The sequence below is a fragment of the Dolichospermum compactum NIES-806 genome (assembly GCF_002368115.1).
GTDB lineage: Bacteria > Cyanobacteriota > Cyanobacteriia > Cyanobacteriales > Nostocaceae > Dolichospermum > Dolichospermum compactum.
Map to the genome: position 1 here is coordinate 3990811 of NZ_AP018316.1, position 18028 is coordinate 4008838.

At 39.2% G+C, this 18028-nt stretch carries 3 protein-coding genes and 1 pseudogene; all 4 read left to right on the top strand.

The genetic code is table 11. The features are described from left to right. Positions 1-103 precede the first annotated feature (103 nt). A complete protein-coding gene (locus CA730_RS18625; protein ID WP_096669555.1) occupies positions 104-6811 on the top strand; it encodes a non-ribosomal peptide synthetase in 6708 nt (2235 codons plus the stop codon). Between the two features lie 104 nt (positions 6812-6915). After that, positions 6916-10161 (top strand): non-ribosomal peptide synthetase, encoded by a 3246-nt coding sequence (locus CA730_RS18630; protein ID WP_096669557.1) that lies wholly within the window; start codon positions 6916-6918, stop codon positions 10159-10161. Between the two features lie 57 nt (positions 10162-10218). Then, positions 10219-10599 (top strand): nuclear transport factor 2 family protein, encoded by a 381-nt coding sequence (locus tag CA730_RS18635; protein ID WP_096669559.1) that lies wholly within the window; start codon positions 10219-10221, stop codon positions 10597-10599. Positions 10600-10713: 114 nt separating this feature from the next. Then, a pseudogene (locus tag CA730_RS18640) lies at positions 10714-17958 on the top strand (amino acid adenylation domain-containing protein); the annotation flags it as partial. Positions 17959-18028: the final 70 nt, after the last annotated feature.

The window sequence follows — 18028 nt, forward strand, 5'->3', positions numbered from 1 at the left end:
CTGAAATACAAAAATCAAGCTTATTAGGCTTAAATTAAAAAACAAGTAAGTATTAATTATTGTTTACCACCTTAGTAAAATTATCAATTTACATACAAAAATTATGGGAGAAATGGTGATTAAATCAAATAATTCTCTGGAGAATTTGCCCGTTTTAACCGAACAGGAAAAACATCAAATATTGGTGGACTGGAATAATACCACAGTAGATTATCCTCAACATTTGTGCATCCATGAATTATTTGTAGCACAAGTAGAAAAAACTCCAGATAATATTGCTGCTATTTTTGATGGGCAAAAACTTACTTATCAAGAGTTGAATCACCAAGCCAATAAAGTAGCTCATTATTTACAATCTTTAGGTGTAGGAACAGAAGTTCTAGTAGGGATTAGTGTTGAACGTTCCCTAGAAATGATCGTCGGGCTATTGGGAATTCTCAAAGCAGGTGCAGCTTATCTGCCACTAGATCCCACCTATCCCAAAGAACGGATATCTTTCATGCTCGCAGATTCCCAAGTGCAAGTGCTGTTAACACAGCAAAAATTTGTGGAAAGCTTTGCGGAAAGTGGAGTAAAAACAGTTTGTTTAGATCAAGATTGGGAATTAATTGATCGCCAAAATCAAGAAAATCCTACCAGCGATGTCACAGCAGAAAATCTAGCCTATGTGATTTATACATCTGGTTCTACAGGCACACCCAAAGGAGTCCCTGTACCCCATCGGGCGGTGAATCGGCTAGTATGTAATACCAATTATGTACAGTTTACAACCACTGACCGTACTGCCCAAGCTTCCAATACTTCATTTGATGCAGCCACCTTTGAAATTTGGGGTTCGCTATTACATGGCGCTACCTTAGTCGGTGTTCCGCAAAACGTTCTGCTTTCACCTCTAGATTTTGCTGACTACATCAGTGAACAAAAAATTAACATCTTATTTTTAACCACTGCCTTATTTAATCAATTAGCTAACATTGTTCCCCAGGCATTTAAAGACCTGCGATACTTATTATTTGGTGGTGAAGCTGTAGATCCGAAAACAGTCAGAGCAGTGCTGAAAAATGGCGCACCCCAGAATTTACTGCACGTTTATGGACCAACTGAAAGTACAACATACTCCTGTTTTTATCCAGTAGAAGATGTACCAGAAGGTAGCACAACATTACCCATTGGCCGCCCCATATCCAATACACAAATATATATACTTAACGAACAACTACAACCTGTTCCCGTGGGTACTCCAGGGGAAATATATATTGGTGGTGATGGTTTAGCACGAGGCTACTTGAACCGTCCGGAGTTAACTGAGGAAAGATTTATTTCTCATCCGTTTCATAATCTAAAATCTAAAATCCAAAATCCAAAATTGTATAAAACGGGGGATTTAGCCCGTTATTTACCGGACGGTAATATTGAATTTGTGGGGCGAGTTGATAACCAAGTCAAAATTCGCGGTTTTCGGATTGAACTAGGAGAAGTTGAGACGGCTTTAAGTCAACACCCAGATATACAACAAGCAGTAGTAACTGTTCGGGAAGATGTTCCTGGTGATAAACGGCTAGTTGCTTATGTTGTATCCAATCAAAAATCCCCAGTCACCGCCACAACCTTAAAAAGCTTCCTCGAAGACAAGCTACCCGCTTATATGATTCCGGCGGCTTGGATGGCGCTGGACTCCTTACCTCTGACCCCGAATGGTAAAGTTGATCGTCGTATTCTCCCAGCCCCTGCTCGCACACGCCCCGATTTAGCAGCAGCTTTTGTTGCACCCCGTAACTCTATTGAAGAACAGTTAGCGACTCTCTGGACTGAGTTATTAGGACTAGATGTAGTGGGAGTCAATGATAACTTTTTCTGTTTGGGTGGTCACTCCCTGATTGTGACGCAAATGATTTCTCGGGCGCGGGAAATTTTCTCAGTCAATATATCTTTTGCTCAAGTATTTGCTAACCCCACCATAGCTGCTGTAGCTGAAATCATTGCCCAAGGTGGTGAACAAACCCAATGGGAACGCCCTACCATTCAACATATTTCCCATGAAGGACTTGTACCAGTTTCCTTTTCCCAAGAGCGCATTTACTTTGTCCATAAATTAGCACCAGAAAACAGCGCCTACCAATTCCAGGCCACAATGGACATTAGAGGCAAACTGGATTTTGAAGCTCTACAACGTTCTCTAGATGAGATTGTCAGGCGGCATGAAATCTTCAGGACAACTTATCAAGAGGTGAATGGTAGACTCTATCAAGTAATTCACCCACATCCAGGAGCCGCTTTGAGAGTCGTTGATCTGCGGGACATTCCTGAACCGGAGCGACAAATAGAGGCACAAAAGTTAGTAGAGGCAGAACTTCTCACACACCTAGACCTAACCCAACTACCAATAGTGCAATGGGCGGTATTTCAGTTGAGCGACCAGGATTATATATTGACCCATGTGGAACATCACATGGCGCATGATGGCTGGTCATTTAACGTCTTTTTAAGTGAGTTGGTAGAACTGTATGAAGCTTTCTGGGCGGGTAAACTTTCCCCATTACCGGAATTAAGTTACCAGTTTGCTGACTTTGCTACTTGGCAGCGTGAATGGGCAAAAACACAAGAAGCTCAAGCGCAGTTGGTGTATTGGCAACAAAAGTTAGCCGGGATTTCCCCGTTGTTGGAATTACCATACAATCGCCCACGTCCCAAAGAGCAAACCTATAATGGCGAACACACCAGGATGGAATTGCCTGTTAATTTGTGCGAATCCCTGAGAGATTTCAGTCATCAGCAAGGTGCAACCTTATTTATGACGATGCTGGAAGGTTTTATCATCCTGTTGCATCGTTACATTAGCCAAGATGATATTTTTATCGGTTCTGCGGTTGCCAATCGTCGGATGCACCAAATCGAGAAGATCATGGGTATGGTTGTTAACAACTTAGTTTTACGCACTGACGTTTCAGGAAATCCCACAGTGCGGGAATTACTTGATCGGGTGCGCCAAATGACAATGGAAGCTTACGCTAACGAAGACGTACCTTTTGATAAAGTGGTAGAAGCAGTGAAACCGGTTCGCAACCTCAGTCATAATCCGCTATTTCAGGTGATGTTTAGTTTCCATAACTCCGCCAAACCCTATTTAAAATTCCCTGGCTTTGACTTCACCTTGCATGAACCAGCTAATAACAAATCTGCCAAGTTTGATCTTGACTTCTTAGTTATCCCCAGGTTTGAACAAAGTGTACAGTCCGGTGCAAAAACAGGAGCAAGAGGAATTACTCTGGATTTGGAATATAACAGCGACTTGTTTGATGCTGAAAGCATGGAAGCGATGCTAGAGCAGTATGAACAGGTGTTAATTGAGATGCTTGCTAACCCAGAACAAAAAATTTGTCAAATACCTCTGGTGACAGCATCTCAACAAAAATTACTAGGGGAATGGAATCAAACAGCTAGGGAAAATACACAGACTCAGTGTATCCAGAAGTTATTTGAACTGCAAGTAGAATTAACACCAGATGCGATCGCTGTAGAACAGGATGGTAAAAAATTAACTTACCGAGAATTGAGCGATCGCGCTAACAAAATCGCTCACTATCTGCAAAGTTTAGGAGTTCAACCAGAAACCTTGGTAGGTATTTGCGTTGATCGTTCCCTAGAAATGATTGCTGGTTTATTGGGTATTCTCAAAGTCGGTGGTGCTTACGTTCCCATTGATCCTGCTTATCCCCAAGAACGCATATCTGAGATTATCGCAGATACCCAACTCGGTATTTTACTTATACAAAATAGATTCCAAGAGAAACTAACAGGTTATACCGGACAAACCATTTGTTTAGATACAGATTGGGCGAAAATTGCTACCCAAAGTCCAGCCAATCCAGTGAGTGACGTTCAACTCCATAAACTGGCATACATTATCTATACCTCTGGTTCTACGGGTAAACCCAAAGGAGTAATGATAGAACATCGTTCATTATTGAACTTTGTCACCACTGCCATTGATGAGTATGGTATAAATGGTCAAGATAAGGTTCTACAATTCGCCTCAGTTTGCTTCGATACATCCATAGAAGAAATCTTCCCCTGTCTTTGTGTCGGTGCAACCTTAGTGTTACGCACCGAAGAAATGCTCAACTCCAGCGATGATTTTTGGCGGTGTTGTCAAAAATGGCAGTTAACAGTTTTGGACTTACCCACAGCATACTGGCATCAGTTAGTAACAGAACTGCAACCCCAAAACTCTCCTATTCCCGGAAGTTTGAGAACCGTGATTATTGGTGGGGAAGAAGTACAGCTAGAAAAAGTGCAACATTGGCATCATTGCACAGCGCATCTTTCCCCAGCACCCCAATTATTTAACAGTTACGGACCGACAGAAGCCACAGTAATTACTACTTTAGAACGCCTCACCCCGACAAATACTTCTGTGAGCATCGGTAAACCCATTAGTAATGCTCAGGTTTACATTTTAGATCAATATCAGCAACCTGTACCTATAGGAGTTCCTGGAGAATTACACATTGGGGGAGCAGGACTAGCAAGAGGATATTGGCAACGTCCAGAACTCACAGCTGAGAAATTTATTGAGAACCCCATGGCAGACAATTCTTGTGGGGTAGACATCTTACCTGCCTCAGAAATACAAGGGTCGGGCAAGATGCCCATCCCACAAAACCAACAAAATCATCCACCAAATATACAACGCCCAAAGCTTTATAAAACAGGAGATTTAGTCAGATTTAGAAGAGATGGTAATTTAGAATACCTGGGACGAGTTGACAATCAGGTAAAAATTCGCGGTTTCCGCATCGAGTTGGGAGAAATTGAGACAGTATTAAGACAGCATCCCCAAGTATCCCAAGCTGTGGTGATTGCCCATCAAGAAACTACCGGACAAAAGCGACTTGTAGCTTATTTCGTACCCCAAACACCACAGCCAGCAATTGACGAACTGCGCCAGTTTCTTAAACAGAAATTACCGAATTACATGATTCCGGCAGCGTTCATGGTGCTAGATAGTATACCCATGACACCAAATCAAAAGGTAGATTATCGGGCTTTACCAACACCTGATTTTTCTCGCAGTGATGAAGATAAATTTGCAGAACCACGCACACTGATCGAAGAAAAATTAGTGGCGATTTGGTCAGAAGTGCTGAGAATAGAAAATGTTGGCATTCACGATAACTATTTTGAATTAGGTGGAGATTCAATTCTCAGTATTCAGCTAGTTTCTAAAGCGAATCAGGCAGGTATTCAAATTGCCGCTAAACAGTTATTTAGGTATCAAACTATTGCCGAGTTAGCGACAGTAGCGGGTATGACTCGCCAAATCAACGCCGAACAAGGTTTAGTAACTGGTAAAGTTGGTTTAACACCGATTCAAAAATGGTTTTTTGCACAGAAATTACCAGAAATCAATTACTTTAACCAGTCAGCATTGTTAGAAGTTCCTGCTGATTTGCAACCTGAGTTATTGCAGGAAGTGGTACAAAAACTGTTGGTACACCATGATGCTTTGCGAACTGCTTGCAGCAGCGCTAGTTCCCTCCGGGACGCTCCGCGAACGCTATCGCAATTTGTCCAGGAAGGGGAAAACTGGCAACAAATCCACACCGATGTCAAAGAAACAGTACCATTAAGCATCTTTGATTTATCGCATCTGTCAGCAGCAGAACAGGAAACAGCGATCAAAACTAAAGATACAGAATTACAAGCTAGTTTAGATTTAGCAACAGGAGAAATTGCCAAATTTGGATTATTCCAATTAGGAAGTAATAAACCCAGTTGTTTACTTTTGGTTATTCATCACTTAGCAGTTGATGGGATTTCTTGGCGGATTTTATTAGAAGATTTAGCAACAGCTTACCAACAAATTAGCCGAGGACAGGCGATAAAATTACTGGAGAAAACAACATCTTGGAAATATTGGAGCGATCGCTTAACAGAATATGCTCAAACCCAAGCTGTCAAAGAGTTAGATTACTGGGTAAATCAATCTAATATTGCCACTAAACCTTTACCAGTAGACTATACTGCATCTGAAGAAAATAACACCATAGCCTCAACTGCATCTGTATCACTGGCGTTAAATGAAGAACAAACCCGCGCCCTATTAAAAGATGTACCTGCTGCTTACAATACCCAAATTAATGATGTTTTATTAACAGCTTTATTACAGAGTTTTGCCCAATGGACAGGAGAAAATTCTTTACTAATTGATTTAGAAGGACATGGACGGGAAGACTTATTTGAAGATGTAGACCTTTCAAGAACTGTAGGTTGGTTTACAACATTATTCCCCGTGGGTTTAGAACTCAAAGAAAACCAACCAGGGGAAGCATTAAAGTCAGTCAAAGAACAACTGCGAAGCATTCCTAAACGGGGAATAGGTTATGGTGTCTTGCGATATTTAAATGCAGACACCAGCATCCGTGAAAAATTAGCTTCCTTCCCATCAGCGCAAGTTAGTTTTAACTACCTGGGACAATTTGATCAAGTTCTGAAAGCATCATCAGTTTTAGGTGAAGCTAAAGAATTTAAATCAGAACAGAGTTCATTAAATCGTCGTAGTCACTTATTAGGAATCAGCGGTTTTATTCGGGCTGGAAAACTGGAAATGACTTGGGCATATAGTGATAAAATTCACAAGCTAGACACTATTGAAAGGTTAGCTTCAGGATTCATGGAAGCATTAACAGAACTCATTTATCACTGTCAATCAAAAGACGATCAAAGCTATACCCCATCTGATTTTTCTGCTGCTAAACTCAATCAACAACAGCTAGATAAATTCCTAGCCAAAATTAACAAGAAGAAGTAAGGGAACAGGGAAGAGTTACAGGACTCACGAATCACGGAATAACGATAGCGAAGCGTGGCGTTAGCCATACCACAGAGGCACAGAGGACACGGAGAGGAAATTTTATGCAAAGTATCGAAGACCTTTATGAACTTTCACCCATGCAACAAGGGATGTTGTTTCATACCCTTTATGCACCAGAATCAGAAGTTTATTTTGAGCAGTTACTTTGCATCCTCTCTGGGGAATTGAATTTTGCTGCATTCCAAAAAGCTTGGAAACAAGTTGTAGCTAGACATTCAATATTACGCAGTGCTTTTTATTGGGAAGAAATAGAAAAACCCTTGCAAATGGTAAGTAAGCAAGTTGATATTCCCTGGGAAAAATTGGATTGGCAACATTTAACACCTGATGAACAGAAAGGTCAGTTAGAAGAGTTGCTAAAGAGCGATCGCTACAAGGGATTTGAACTAAATCAAGTTCCTTTAATGCGTTTTACTATCATTCAATTAGGAGAAAAGACTTACCAATTTATTTGGAGTCACCATCATATTCTTTTTGATGGTTGGTCAATGCAAATTGTCCTCAAAGAAGTTTTCGCTTTGTATGAAGCAAATCAACGAGGTGAACATTTAAGATTGTCACCAGTTCGACCTTATAAAGAATATATTGAATGGTTGCAACAGCAGAATATTGAACAAGCTAAACAATTTTGGCAACAAACACTACAAGGTTTTGAAACACCTACTCTGATAGGGACCAGGGAACTCTTAACAGGGAACAGAAGCAAAGGAATATATCAAGAAAAACGTTTTCAATTATCTCAAACGGTAACTGAAAAGTTGCAAACTGCGGCACGACAACATCATTTAACATTAAATAATTTGGTGCAGGGAGCATGGAGTTTATTGATTTCCCGCTATAGTGGAGAAAAAGATGTAGTTTTCGGGGCAACTGTATCCGGTCGTCAACCTGTAATAGAAAACATAGAATCAATGGTGGGATTATTAATTAACACCATTCCCACCCGTGTAAAAATTGATAATCAAAAACAAATATTATCTTGGCTGCAAGAATTACAAAATCAAGCAATAGAACAAGAACAATATAGTTATTTTCCCCTGGCAGAAATTCAACAAGTAAGTGATATTCTCCCAGGAATGCCATTATTTGAAAGTCTGTTAGTCTTTGAAAATTATCCTGTAGATTCCAGTAAACAAGACACACAAAAAACCTTAGAAATTAGTCATCTCAGTTGTTTTGAAAGAACAAACTACCCATTAACAATAGTCATTAACCCTAGTTCACAGTTAGGAGGTAGATTTGTTTATGATACTAGCTGCTTTGATGAATCAACAATTAACCGCATGATTGGACATTTCCAAACATTGCTCACAAGATTCTCTGAAAACTTACAACAGAATATTTCACAAATATCTTTACTCAGTGCAGCAGAAGAACAAGAATTAATAATTTTAGAAAATCATCTAGAGAATCATCAAAATCAGGAAAATATTAATTATCAATGTGTTCATGTTTTATTTGAAGAACAAGTACAGAGAACACCTGATAAGATTGCAGTTGTTTATAAACAAGAACATTTAACTTATCGGCAATTAAATAACCGTGCCAATCAATTAGCAAATTATTTAAAATCATTAGGAGTTAAACCAGAAACCAGGATAGGAATTTGTGTTGAACGTTCCCCAGAAATGGTAATCGGAATACTTGCCATTCTCAAAGCAGGGGGGACTTATGTACCATTAGATCCAGCTTATCCTACAGAAAGATTAGCTTTAATGCTGGAAGATGCACAAACACCCATCTTACTAACACAAACTCATTTACAAAATAGACTCCCACTCAATCAGCAAACAGTGGTGAATCTTGACACAGATGGGGAAATTATCGCCCAATATTTAGCAGATAATTTCCCCAGTGAAGTTACTCCAGAAAATTTAGCTTATATCATTTATACATCCGGTTCAACAGGAACACCAAAAGGAACAGAAGTTCCCCATCGTAGCTTTATTGGTTTTATGTTTGGGGTTGATTATATTCAACTTGATGAAAACCTAATTTGGCTACAACATTCATCTGTTTCTTGGGATGGACTCACCCTAGAAATGTGGCCACCCTTGCTTTATGGTGGACGTTGTGTACTGTATCCAGAAAAAATTCCTACAGCAGAAAAATTAACCCAAATTATTCAAGAACAAAAAGTTAATACTCTTTGGTTAACTTCTGCTTTATTCAATATGATGATTAATACAATGCCACAAGGTTTATTAGGCATTAAAAAACTGCTTATTGGTGGAGAATTTTTGTCTATAAATCATGTACATCGTGCTTTAGAACTATTACCAGAAACCAAAATCATCAATGGTTATGGTCCTTCAGAATGCACAGTATTTACCTGTTGTTATCCAATTCCTCAACAACTTGGCGAAAATGTCAATTCCATTCCTATTGGTAAACCTATCGGTGATAGAACAGTTTACATACTAGATGAGAATCTACATAGAGTACCAGTGGGTGTTCCTGGGGAACTTTATGTAGGTGGTGCAAGTGTTGCTAGAGGCTACTTAAACCAACCAAAACTTACTCTAGAAAAATTTATTCTTAATCCTTTTGAGGCAGCAGCAGGGGGAAAACTTTATAAAACCGGAGATTTAGTCCGTCGGTTGCCTGATGGCAATCTGGAATTTATTGGTCGAATTGATACACAAGTAAAAATTCGCGGTTTTCGGATTGAATTAGCAGAAATTGAAATTGTTTTAATTCAACATCCTGATATAAAAGAGGTGGTAGTAATTGCACGGGGAGATGAACCAGGTCAGAAATTATTAGTAGCGTATTTGGTAGCAAAAGATCATGCTCCCAACCCTAGCAGCTTACGCAACTTTATCAAAGAAAAGCTACCAGATTACATGATTCCTACCGCTTTCGTATGTCTAGAGAGTTTACCCCTAACTCCAAATGGGAAAATCAACCGTCGAGCTTTACCTGTTCCTGAGCAAACGCACAGAAATATAGAAATTGATTTTGTTGCTCCTAGTACACCAGTTGAGAAAGAATTAGCCACAATTTGGACTGAAGTTCTGAAATTGCCACAAGTAGGAATTAACGATAACTTTTTTGAATTAGGCGGACATTCTTTACTAGCTACTCAAGCGATTTCTCGCTTAAGAGAAGTCTTTTCTCTAGATTTCCCTCTGCGTTATTTATTTGAAAATCCAACTATTGCGGAACTTGCTCAAAAAGTTATTGAACAACAAATTGAGCAAGCAGAAAATGATGAACTGTCCAGGATTTTAGCAGGGGTGGATCAGTTATCAGAAGAGGAGGTGACACAGCAATTAATGTTGTGATGATTAGTTGTAGCACTTTGATTTAAATAAATGCAAATCCAAAATTTCCAGAAGAATATGTCAAACACTATTACCTTATTGAATATTGCAGCCGAAAAAGAATTGATAGTTACTTTATTTTCTGCTGTTGACTCATCTGATTGGAATTTACTCAAAAATTGCTTCGACGAAAATATCATTTATGAGCGTCCTGGTTATCAACCTTTTATTGGGCTTGACAGATTGCTAAATTTTTATCAGTATGAGAGAATCATTGCCTCCGGTCAACATTATCTTGAATATATTGCAGTTGACAATAATCATGGTGCTTGCTGGGGCAAATTTATTGGTATCCATAAAAATGGCTCTCCCATTAATGAGCGTTTTGCTGAGGTTTATTCCTTTGAAAATGGCAAATTAAAAACTCGACGTAGCTACTTCTTTAGACCAGCAGTATAAGTTTAAAAAATATCTTATATAGCTCCGTCAATTAATTGTAAAATTTCTTCTATCTTTCTTTGTGTCCTTTGCGTCTTCGTGGTTCGATAAAAAATAAATTTCAATAAAAATCTTATGAGCGACTTACTAAAACGTCTTGAAAACCTATCACCAGAAAAACGAGAATTAGTTTTACAAAAACTCAAAAAACAACAACAAACCCCACTCATTCAAGCAGTATCACGGGAAAAACCCCTTCCCCTCTCTTTTGCTCAACAAAGACTGTGGTTTATTGACCAACTAGAAGGAGAAAATGGTGTTTATAATGTGCCATTTTTTTGGAAAATTAGCGGTTTATTAAATATCAGTGCTTTAGAAAAAGCCATTTTAGAAATTGTCCAACGCCATGAAATCTTACGCACTAGCTTCTCCGTTGTTAATGAATCTCCCGTACAGGTAATTCACAGCCAACCTGCATTAAAAATAGAAGTTATAGACTGGCGACAAATACCAGAAAAAGACCAGTTCAGCAAAGCCAAACATTTAGCAACAGTAGAATTACAACAGCCATTTAATTTATCAAATCCTCCTTTATTGCGGGTAAAATTACTGCAACTGGCTGATGCCTGCGGCGAGCGAAGCTATCAAGCTCATCTGCTATTGTTAGTCATTCATCACATAGTTTGTGATGGTTGGTCAATGGATATTTTCCGCAAAGAATTATTCACTCTTTACACCGCTTTTTGTAATGGAAAATCTTCTTCTTTATCCCCACTATCTTTACAATATGCTGATTTTGCTCATTGGCAAAGGTCATATTTACAAGGAGAAACTTTAAATAAACAACTTAATTACTGGCAACAACAATTAGCAGAAATTACCCCTTTATTAGAATTACCTACAGATCATCCACGTCCATCAGTCCAAAGTTTTAGGGGACGTAGTGAATTTATCCAAATTGATCTAGATTTAACACAAAAATTAAAGCGGTTAAGTCAGGAGTCAGGAACTACCTTGTTTATGACTTTACTGGCAGTATTTATGCTATTATTATCGCGCTACACTGGAAAAGAGGACATTGTAGTTGGTTCAGCGATCGCCAATCGCAACCGTAGAGAAATAGAACCATTAATTGGCTTTTTCGTCAATACTTTGGCTTTGCGTACCAACCTGGAAGGGAATCCCAGTTTCTTAGAATTACTACAAAGAGTAAAGCAAACCACTTTAGATGCTTACGACCATCAAGATTTACCATTTGAGAAATTAGTTGATGAACTGGGATTAGAGCGATCGCTTGCTCATCATCCCCTATTTCAAGTCGCTTTTGGTTTACAAAGTGGAACTCCCGAAACACTTTTAATTCCTGGTTTAACTCTCACCCGCTTTGAGTGGGAAAACACCACAACATTCTTTGATTTATCCCTAATTTTCCGGGAAACTCCTCAAGGTTTAACTGGAGAGTGGGAATATGCAACTGATTTGTTTGCAGATACAAATATTCAAAGGATGGTGCGCCATTTTGAGGTTCTGCTCCAGCAAATTATTGATAATCCCCATCAATCAATTAATACTCTATCTTTGCTGACTCCAGATGAAATTCAGCAACTACAAACATGGAATCATACACAAACAGAATATCCTCAAGATAAAACTCTTGTTGACTTATTTGAACAGCAAGTTATTAAGAATCCTAATAATTTAGCTGTAGTTTTGGCATCTGAAAGTCTAACTTATCAACAGTTAAATGCAAAAGCGAACCAACTAGCTAATTACTTAATTGAAAATTACCCAATACAACCAGATACCTTAATCGGTATTTCTGTGGAACGTTCTTTGGAAATGATTGTTGGTATTTTAGGGATTCTGAAAGCTGCTGGTGCTTATGTACCCATTGATCCCAACTATCCCCAAGAACGAATTGAGTTGATGTTAGAAGATTCTGGAGTATCGGTTTTATTAACTCAAAGTTGTTTAGTAGATAAGTTACCTTTAGATAGTTTACAAAATCCTGTTGAAGTTGTTTACTTAGATGAAGAACTAGACAAATACTCATCACCAATTGTCAACTGTCAATTGTCAACACTTCGACTTCGCTCAGTGACCACTGTCAATTACAATAATTTAGCTTATGTGATTTATACTTCTGGTTCTACTGGAAAACCCAAGGGGGTAATGATTGAACATCAAGCGATTGTTAATTTGGCTTTAGCTTGGGGTGAAAGTTTTCAAGTTCAAAATCACAGTCGCTTGCTACAATTTGGGTCTTTTAGTTTTGATTTATCTATTGGTGAAATTGCAACTGCTTTATCAGCAGGTGCTTGTTTATATTTAGGCAATAAAGATACTTTATTACCTGGTGAAAGTTTAGTTGATTTTTTAACTAAACACAAAATTACTCATGGCTTTTTATCTCCTTCGGCTTTATCTGTCTTACCAAAAGTGAGTGTCCCAGATTTACAATATCTGGCTGTTGGTGGAGAGGCTTGTTCGGCTGAATTGGTAAGTCAGTGGGGAACAGAACAACATTTATACAATTGTTATGGTCCGACAGAATCTACTGTGACGGCTGCTATTTATCTTTGTCAACCCAATAGTCAGATAAACAGCAAAAAACCACCAATCGGTAAACCATTACCTAATATCCGTATTTATATTTTAGATGCCAATAATCAACTATTACCCCCTGGTATCCCCGGTGAATTGTGTATTGCAGGAATAGGTTTAGCGCGGGGTTATCTTCATCGTCCTGATTTAACAGCCACAAAATTTATTGATATTAATTTATTTGGTAAATCTGAACGGATTTATAAAACCGGTGATTTAGCTAAATGGAATAATGAAGGATATTTAGAATATTTGGGTCGCATTGATGAACAAGTAAAATTACGGGGTTTTAGAATTGAACTGGGTGAAATAGAATCACTATTATTACAACATCCATCAGCTAAAGAAGCTGTGGTGATTTTATATGAAACTGATAACAATCCCAGGTTAATTGCCTATGTTACAGAGTCAGAAAAAACCGCTGGCTTGGCGTTTAAGGGGGTAATTGAAGTAAGAGAATACCTCAAAAATCGCTTGCCAAATTATATGATTCCTAGCCAGATTATGGTTTTGGAAAACTTGCCCTTGACTGCTAATGGAAAAATAAACCGTCGTGCATTACCAGCACCAAACACAGCCACTGCTGCTGATTTGGAAATACCAGTAACTCCCACAGAAGAACTACTCGCTAGTTTATGGCAAAGTTTATTAAAAGTTAACTCTGTTGGTCGTTCTGATAACTTCTTTGAATTAGGTGGAAATTCCCTGTTAGCAACTCAATTAGTTGCCCGCACTCGTGATATTTTCAGAGTAGAAGTACCTGTTCGTAAGATATTTGAGCAAAGCATTTTATCTGAGTTGGCGAGGGAAATTGATAAAGCATCTGCGAGTGTGGCTTTACCTCCCATTTCCCCCCAGTTAGAAAATGAACCAAAAACTCTGTCTTTTGCCCAATCAAGACTTTGGTTTATCGCTCAACTGGAAGCGACAGGAACTTCTTCTACCTATAATATGCCATTCGCATACGAATTAAATGGCAAACTCAATGTAGAGGCTCTGACTCAGAGTTTAACTTATTTACTACAACGTCATACGAGTTTACGCAGTTATTTTCCGGCTTTGGAGGGAGAGCCACAAGTAGTAGTTAGAAGTATAGAAGATATAGAAGTGTTGGCAATCGCCAACTTACAAGAACTCGATCCCCACACACAAGCGGAAATCTTACAAAAATTAGCTGATAACCATGCTCAAGAACCCTTTGACTTAAATACTGGACCCCTGTTCAAAGCCAAACTAGTGCAACTCAGCCCCCAGAAAAATGTCCTGCTGATAAATATGCACCACATTATTAGTGATGGTTGGTCAATGGGTGTATTTAAGCGGGAATGGGAAAAAGCATACACCGCTTTTGCAGTCGGTTCTACTCCCAACTTATCACCGTTACCGATTCAGTATAGTGATTATGCAGCTTGGCAACGCAATTGGTTACAAGGGGAGACTTTAGCAAGTCAGGAAAATTATTGGAAACAACAACTAGGCGATGCACCCAGGTTATTAGAGTTACCTACAGATCATCCCCGTCCAGCGCAACAAAGTTACCAAGGTGGGCGTGAAGAATATTGTTTGAGTCAAGAACTAACTCAGAAGCTTAAAAACTTGAGTCAAGAACAAGGGGTGAGTTTATTTATGACCCTGTTGACTGCTTTCAATATCTTACTATCCCGTTACAGCCGCCAAGAGGATTTATGTGTTGGTTCTGCGATCGCTAACCGCACTCATAGCCACACAGAAGGGTTAATTGGCTTTTTTGTCAACACCTTAGTATTGCGAAGCAAAATCAAGCCAGAACAAGGATTTATTAATTTACTCCAACAAACCCGTCAAACTTGCTTAGATGCTTATGCTCATCAAGATATTCCCTTTGATTATTTGGTAGAAAAACTACAACCAGAACGCAGCCTCAGCCATAATCCCTTATTCCAAGTGATGATGGTGTTGCAAAACGCGGCGGGGGCTGGGGTGAATGTGAGTTTACCAGGGCTTGATATTCAATACTTGGAACAAAGTTTCCCCTTTGCCAAGTTTGATATACTGCTGGATTTGTGCGAAAGGGATGAGCAACTAAATTGTATGTGGGAATATGCTACAGATTTATTTGAGGCATCAACCATTAGACGCATGGCGGGACATTTTGAAGTTTTGCTGACAGCAATTACCCAAAATCCCCAACAGCCGATTTATCAGCTACCCATCACCACTTCAGCAGAAGTTCAACAACTGCTAATCTGGAATCAAACTGACACAGGTTACCCTCAGAACCAAACATTGGTAACTCTGTTTGAACAACAGGTAGCAAAAACACCCGATCAGATTGCAGTTGTGTTTGCAGATCAAAGCCTGAGTTATCAAGAACTCAATCAAAAAGCTAATCAACTGGCGCATCATCTCTTGCAACTCAAAAGCATATCTGATAACCCACTGATGGCGATTTGCATTGATCGTTCCTTGGAAATGCTCATCGGTATCTTTGCTATCCTCAAAGCCGGTGGAGCTTATGTACCGATTGATCCAAGTTATCCCCAAGAACGCATTCATTTAATGCTCGAAGATAGTAATGCGGCGGTATTACTAACAACTAAATCCCTGAAAGAGCAACTTCCTTTAGAAAAGCTGAAAAATACTGCTCAAGTAGTGTTTTTGGATGAACAAACATGGACTCAACAGCCAACAAATAATCCCCATCCCATCAGCATTAATAATGATTTAGCTTATATAATTTATACCTCTGGTTCTACAGGGCGACCTAAAGGAGTGGCGATCGCCCATTCTAGTCCCGTAGCCTTTGTAAAATGGGCGCATTCAGTCTTTAGTGCAGAACAGCTTGCAGGTGTCTTAGCTTCAACCTCAATTTGTTTCGATCTCTCCATTTTTGAAATTTTTGTTCCCCTGACTCAAGGTGGTAGTGTGATTTTGGTAGAAAATGCACTCTACATTGAGCAAGCACGTCAGAGTCCTGTACCGATAACTTTGATTAATACTGTACCGAGTGCGGCGGCGGAACTGCTGAATATGAATGCTATTCCCGCAAGTGTACAGGTAATTAATTTAGCTGGTGAACCATTAAAAAATAGTTTGGTACAGGCTTTATATCAAAACACATCTGTCAGAGAAGTTTACAACCTCTATGGACCGTCTGAAGACACAACTTACTCTACATTTACGAAAGTTGCCAAAAATGCCCAGCATGAACCAACTATAGGTCAAGCGATCGCTAACACTCGCATCTACATTTTAGATAAATATAATCAACCCCTGCCCCCTGGTATTCCTGGAGAACTTTGCATTGCAGGTGCAGGTTTAGCACAGCGTTATTTACATCGTCCTGAAACTACCGCCGAAAAATTTCTGAACGTGGAATTATTCGGCAAAACTGAGCGAATTTATAAAACTGGTGATTTAGCTCGGTGGCTACCTGATGGTAATCTGCAATACTTAGGACGGATTGATTACCAAATCAAACTGCGGGGTTTCCGTATTGAATTAGGTGAAATTGAAGCATCTTTGCTCAAACATTCCAAAATTCAGGAAGCGGTTGTTTTGGTGCGGGAAGATAGCGAACACGATTCCTACGGAGCGCTTCGCTATCAACATCTGGTAGCTTATGTCGTCCCTACAACGGAAGGCGACTATACCAGCCAAAGTGAACAGGTAGAATTGTGGGAACAAGTTTTTAATGATAGCTACACTCAACAAACAACACCAACCGATGATCCAACTTTGAATCTTGCAGGTTGGAAGGATAGCTACACAGGAGAGCCAATTTTGCGATCAGCCATGCAAGAATGGCGTGATACAACAGTTGACCAAATTTTAGAACTTGCACCCAAACGAGTTTGGGAAATTGGTTGCGGAACAGGGATGTTATTATTTAAAGTTGCATCCCATTGTCAACATTATTTAGGTACAGATTTTGCATCGAGCGGATTGCAGTATATTGAACAACATCTCAAACAGCAATCTCTCCAAAACAAAGTTACTTTAAAACAAAGTGCTGCTAACCAGTTTGATGGCATTGAATCCAATGTTTATGACTTGGTAATCATTAATTCTGTAATTCAGTATTTCCCTTCTTTAGATTACTTGTTGTCAGTAATTGAAGGGGCAATCAAAACTGTGAGCCATCAAGGAAAAATATTTATTGGGGACGTGCGAAATCTCCATTTATTAGCAGCTTTCCACACCACCACAGAATTTTATCGCGCCCCTGATGACTTATCAATTCAGGACTTGCGCCAAAAAATTCAAAACAGGATTCGCACGGAAGAAGAATTGCTGATTGACCCTGATTTCTTTATCGCTCTCAAGCAAAGATTTTCTCGGATTAGTCACGTCCAAATTGAATTAAAACGGGGTTACAGTCATACGGAGATGAGTCGTTTTCGTTATGATGTTGTTTTACATTTAGATCAAGTAGGTATTCCCCTAACTCAACCTCAATGCTTAGATTGGCAAGAACAACAGTTAAATCTGGCAACAATTGAGAGAATTTTAACAACCGAGGAACCAGATTTACTAGGGATTAAGAGTATTCCTAATGCACGTCTAACTCCAGAAATGGCGTTGTTAGCACAAATTCCTCAATTAGATGGTACTGTCACAGATTTAAAAGCGGCAATTGCCCAAGTCAAATCAGGGATAGAACCGGAAGCATTCCGAAATTTAGCGCGAGATTTGCCCTATACGGCTTTTATCCAATATAGCTCCACAGGATTTTCTGATTACGATGTTGTTTTTCAACGGCATATCTTTGAAGAAGACAAAATCCCAAGATTTGCGACAAAAGGCAATTGGCGGCTGAAACCTTGGCAAAATTACGCTAATCAACCGTTGCAATATCGCACCAATC

What these genes read in the sequence shown, in the direction of transcription:
- CA730_RS18625 (WP_096669555.1), top strand. Translation starts at nt 104, where the DNA reads ATGGGAGAAATGGTGATTAAATCAAATAATTCTCTGGAGAATTTGCCC.
- CA730_RS18630 (WP_096669557.1), top strand. Translation starts at nt 6,916, where the DNA reads ATGCAAAGTATCGAAGACCTTTATGAACTTTCACCCATGCAACAAGGG.
- CA730_RS18635 (WP_096669559.1), top strand. Translation starts at nt 10,219, where the DNA reads ATGTCAAACACTATTACCTTATTGAATATTGCAGCCGAAAAAGAATTG.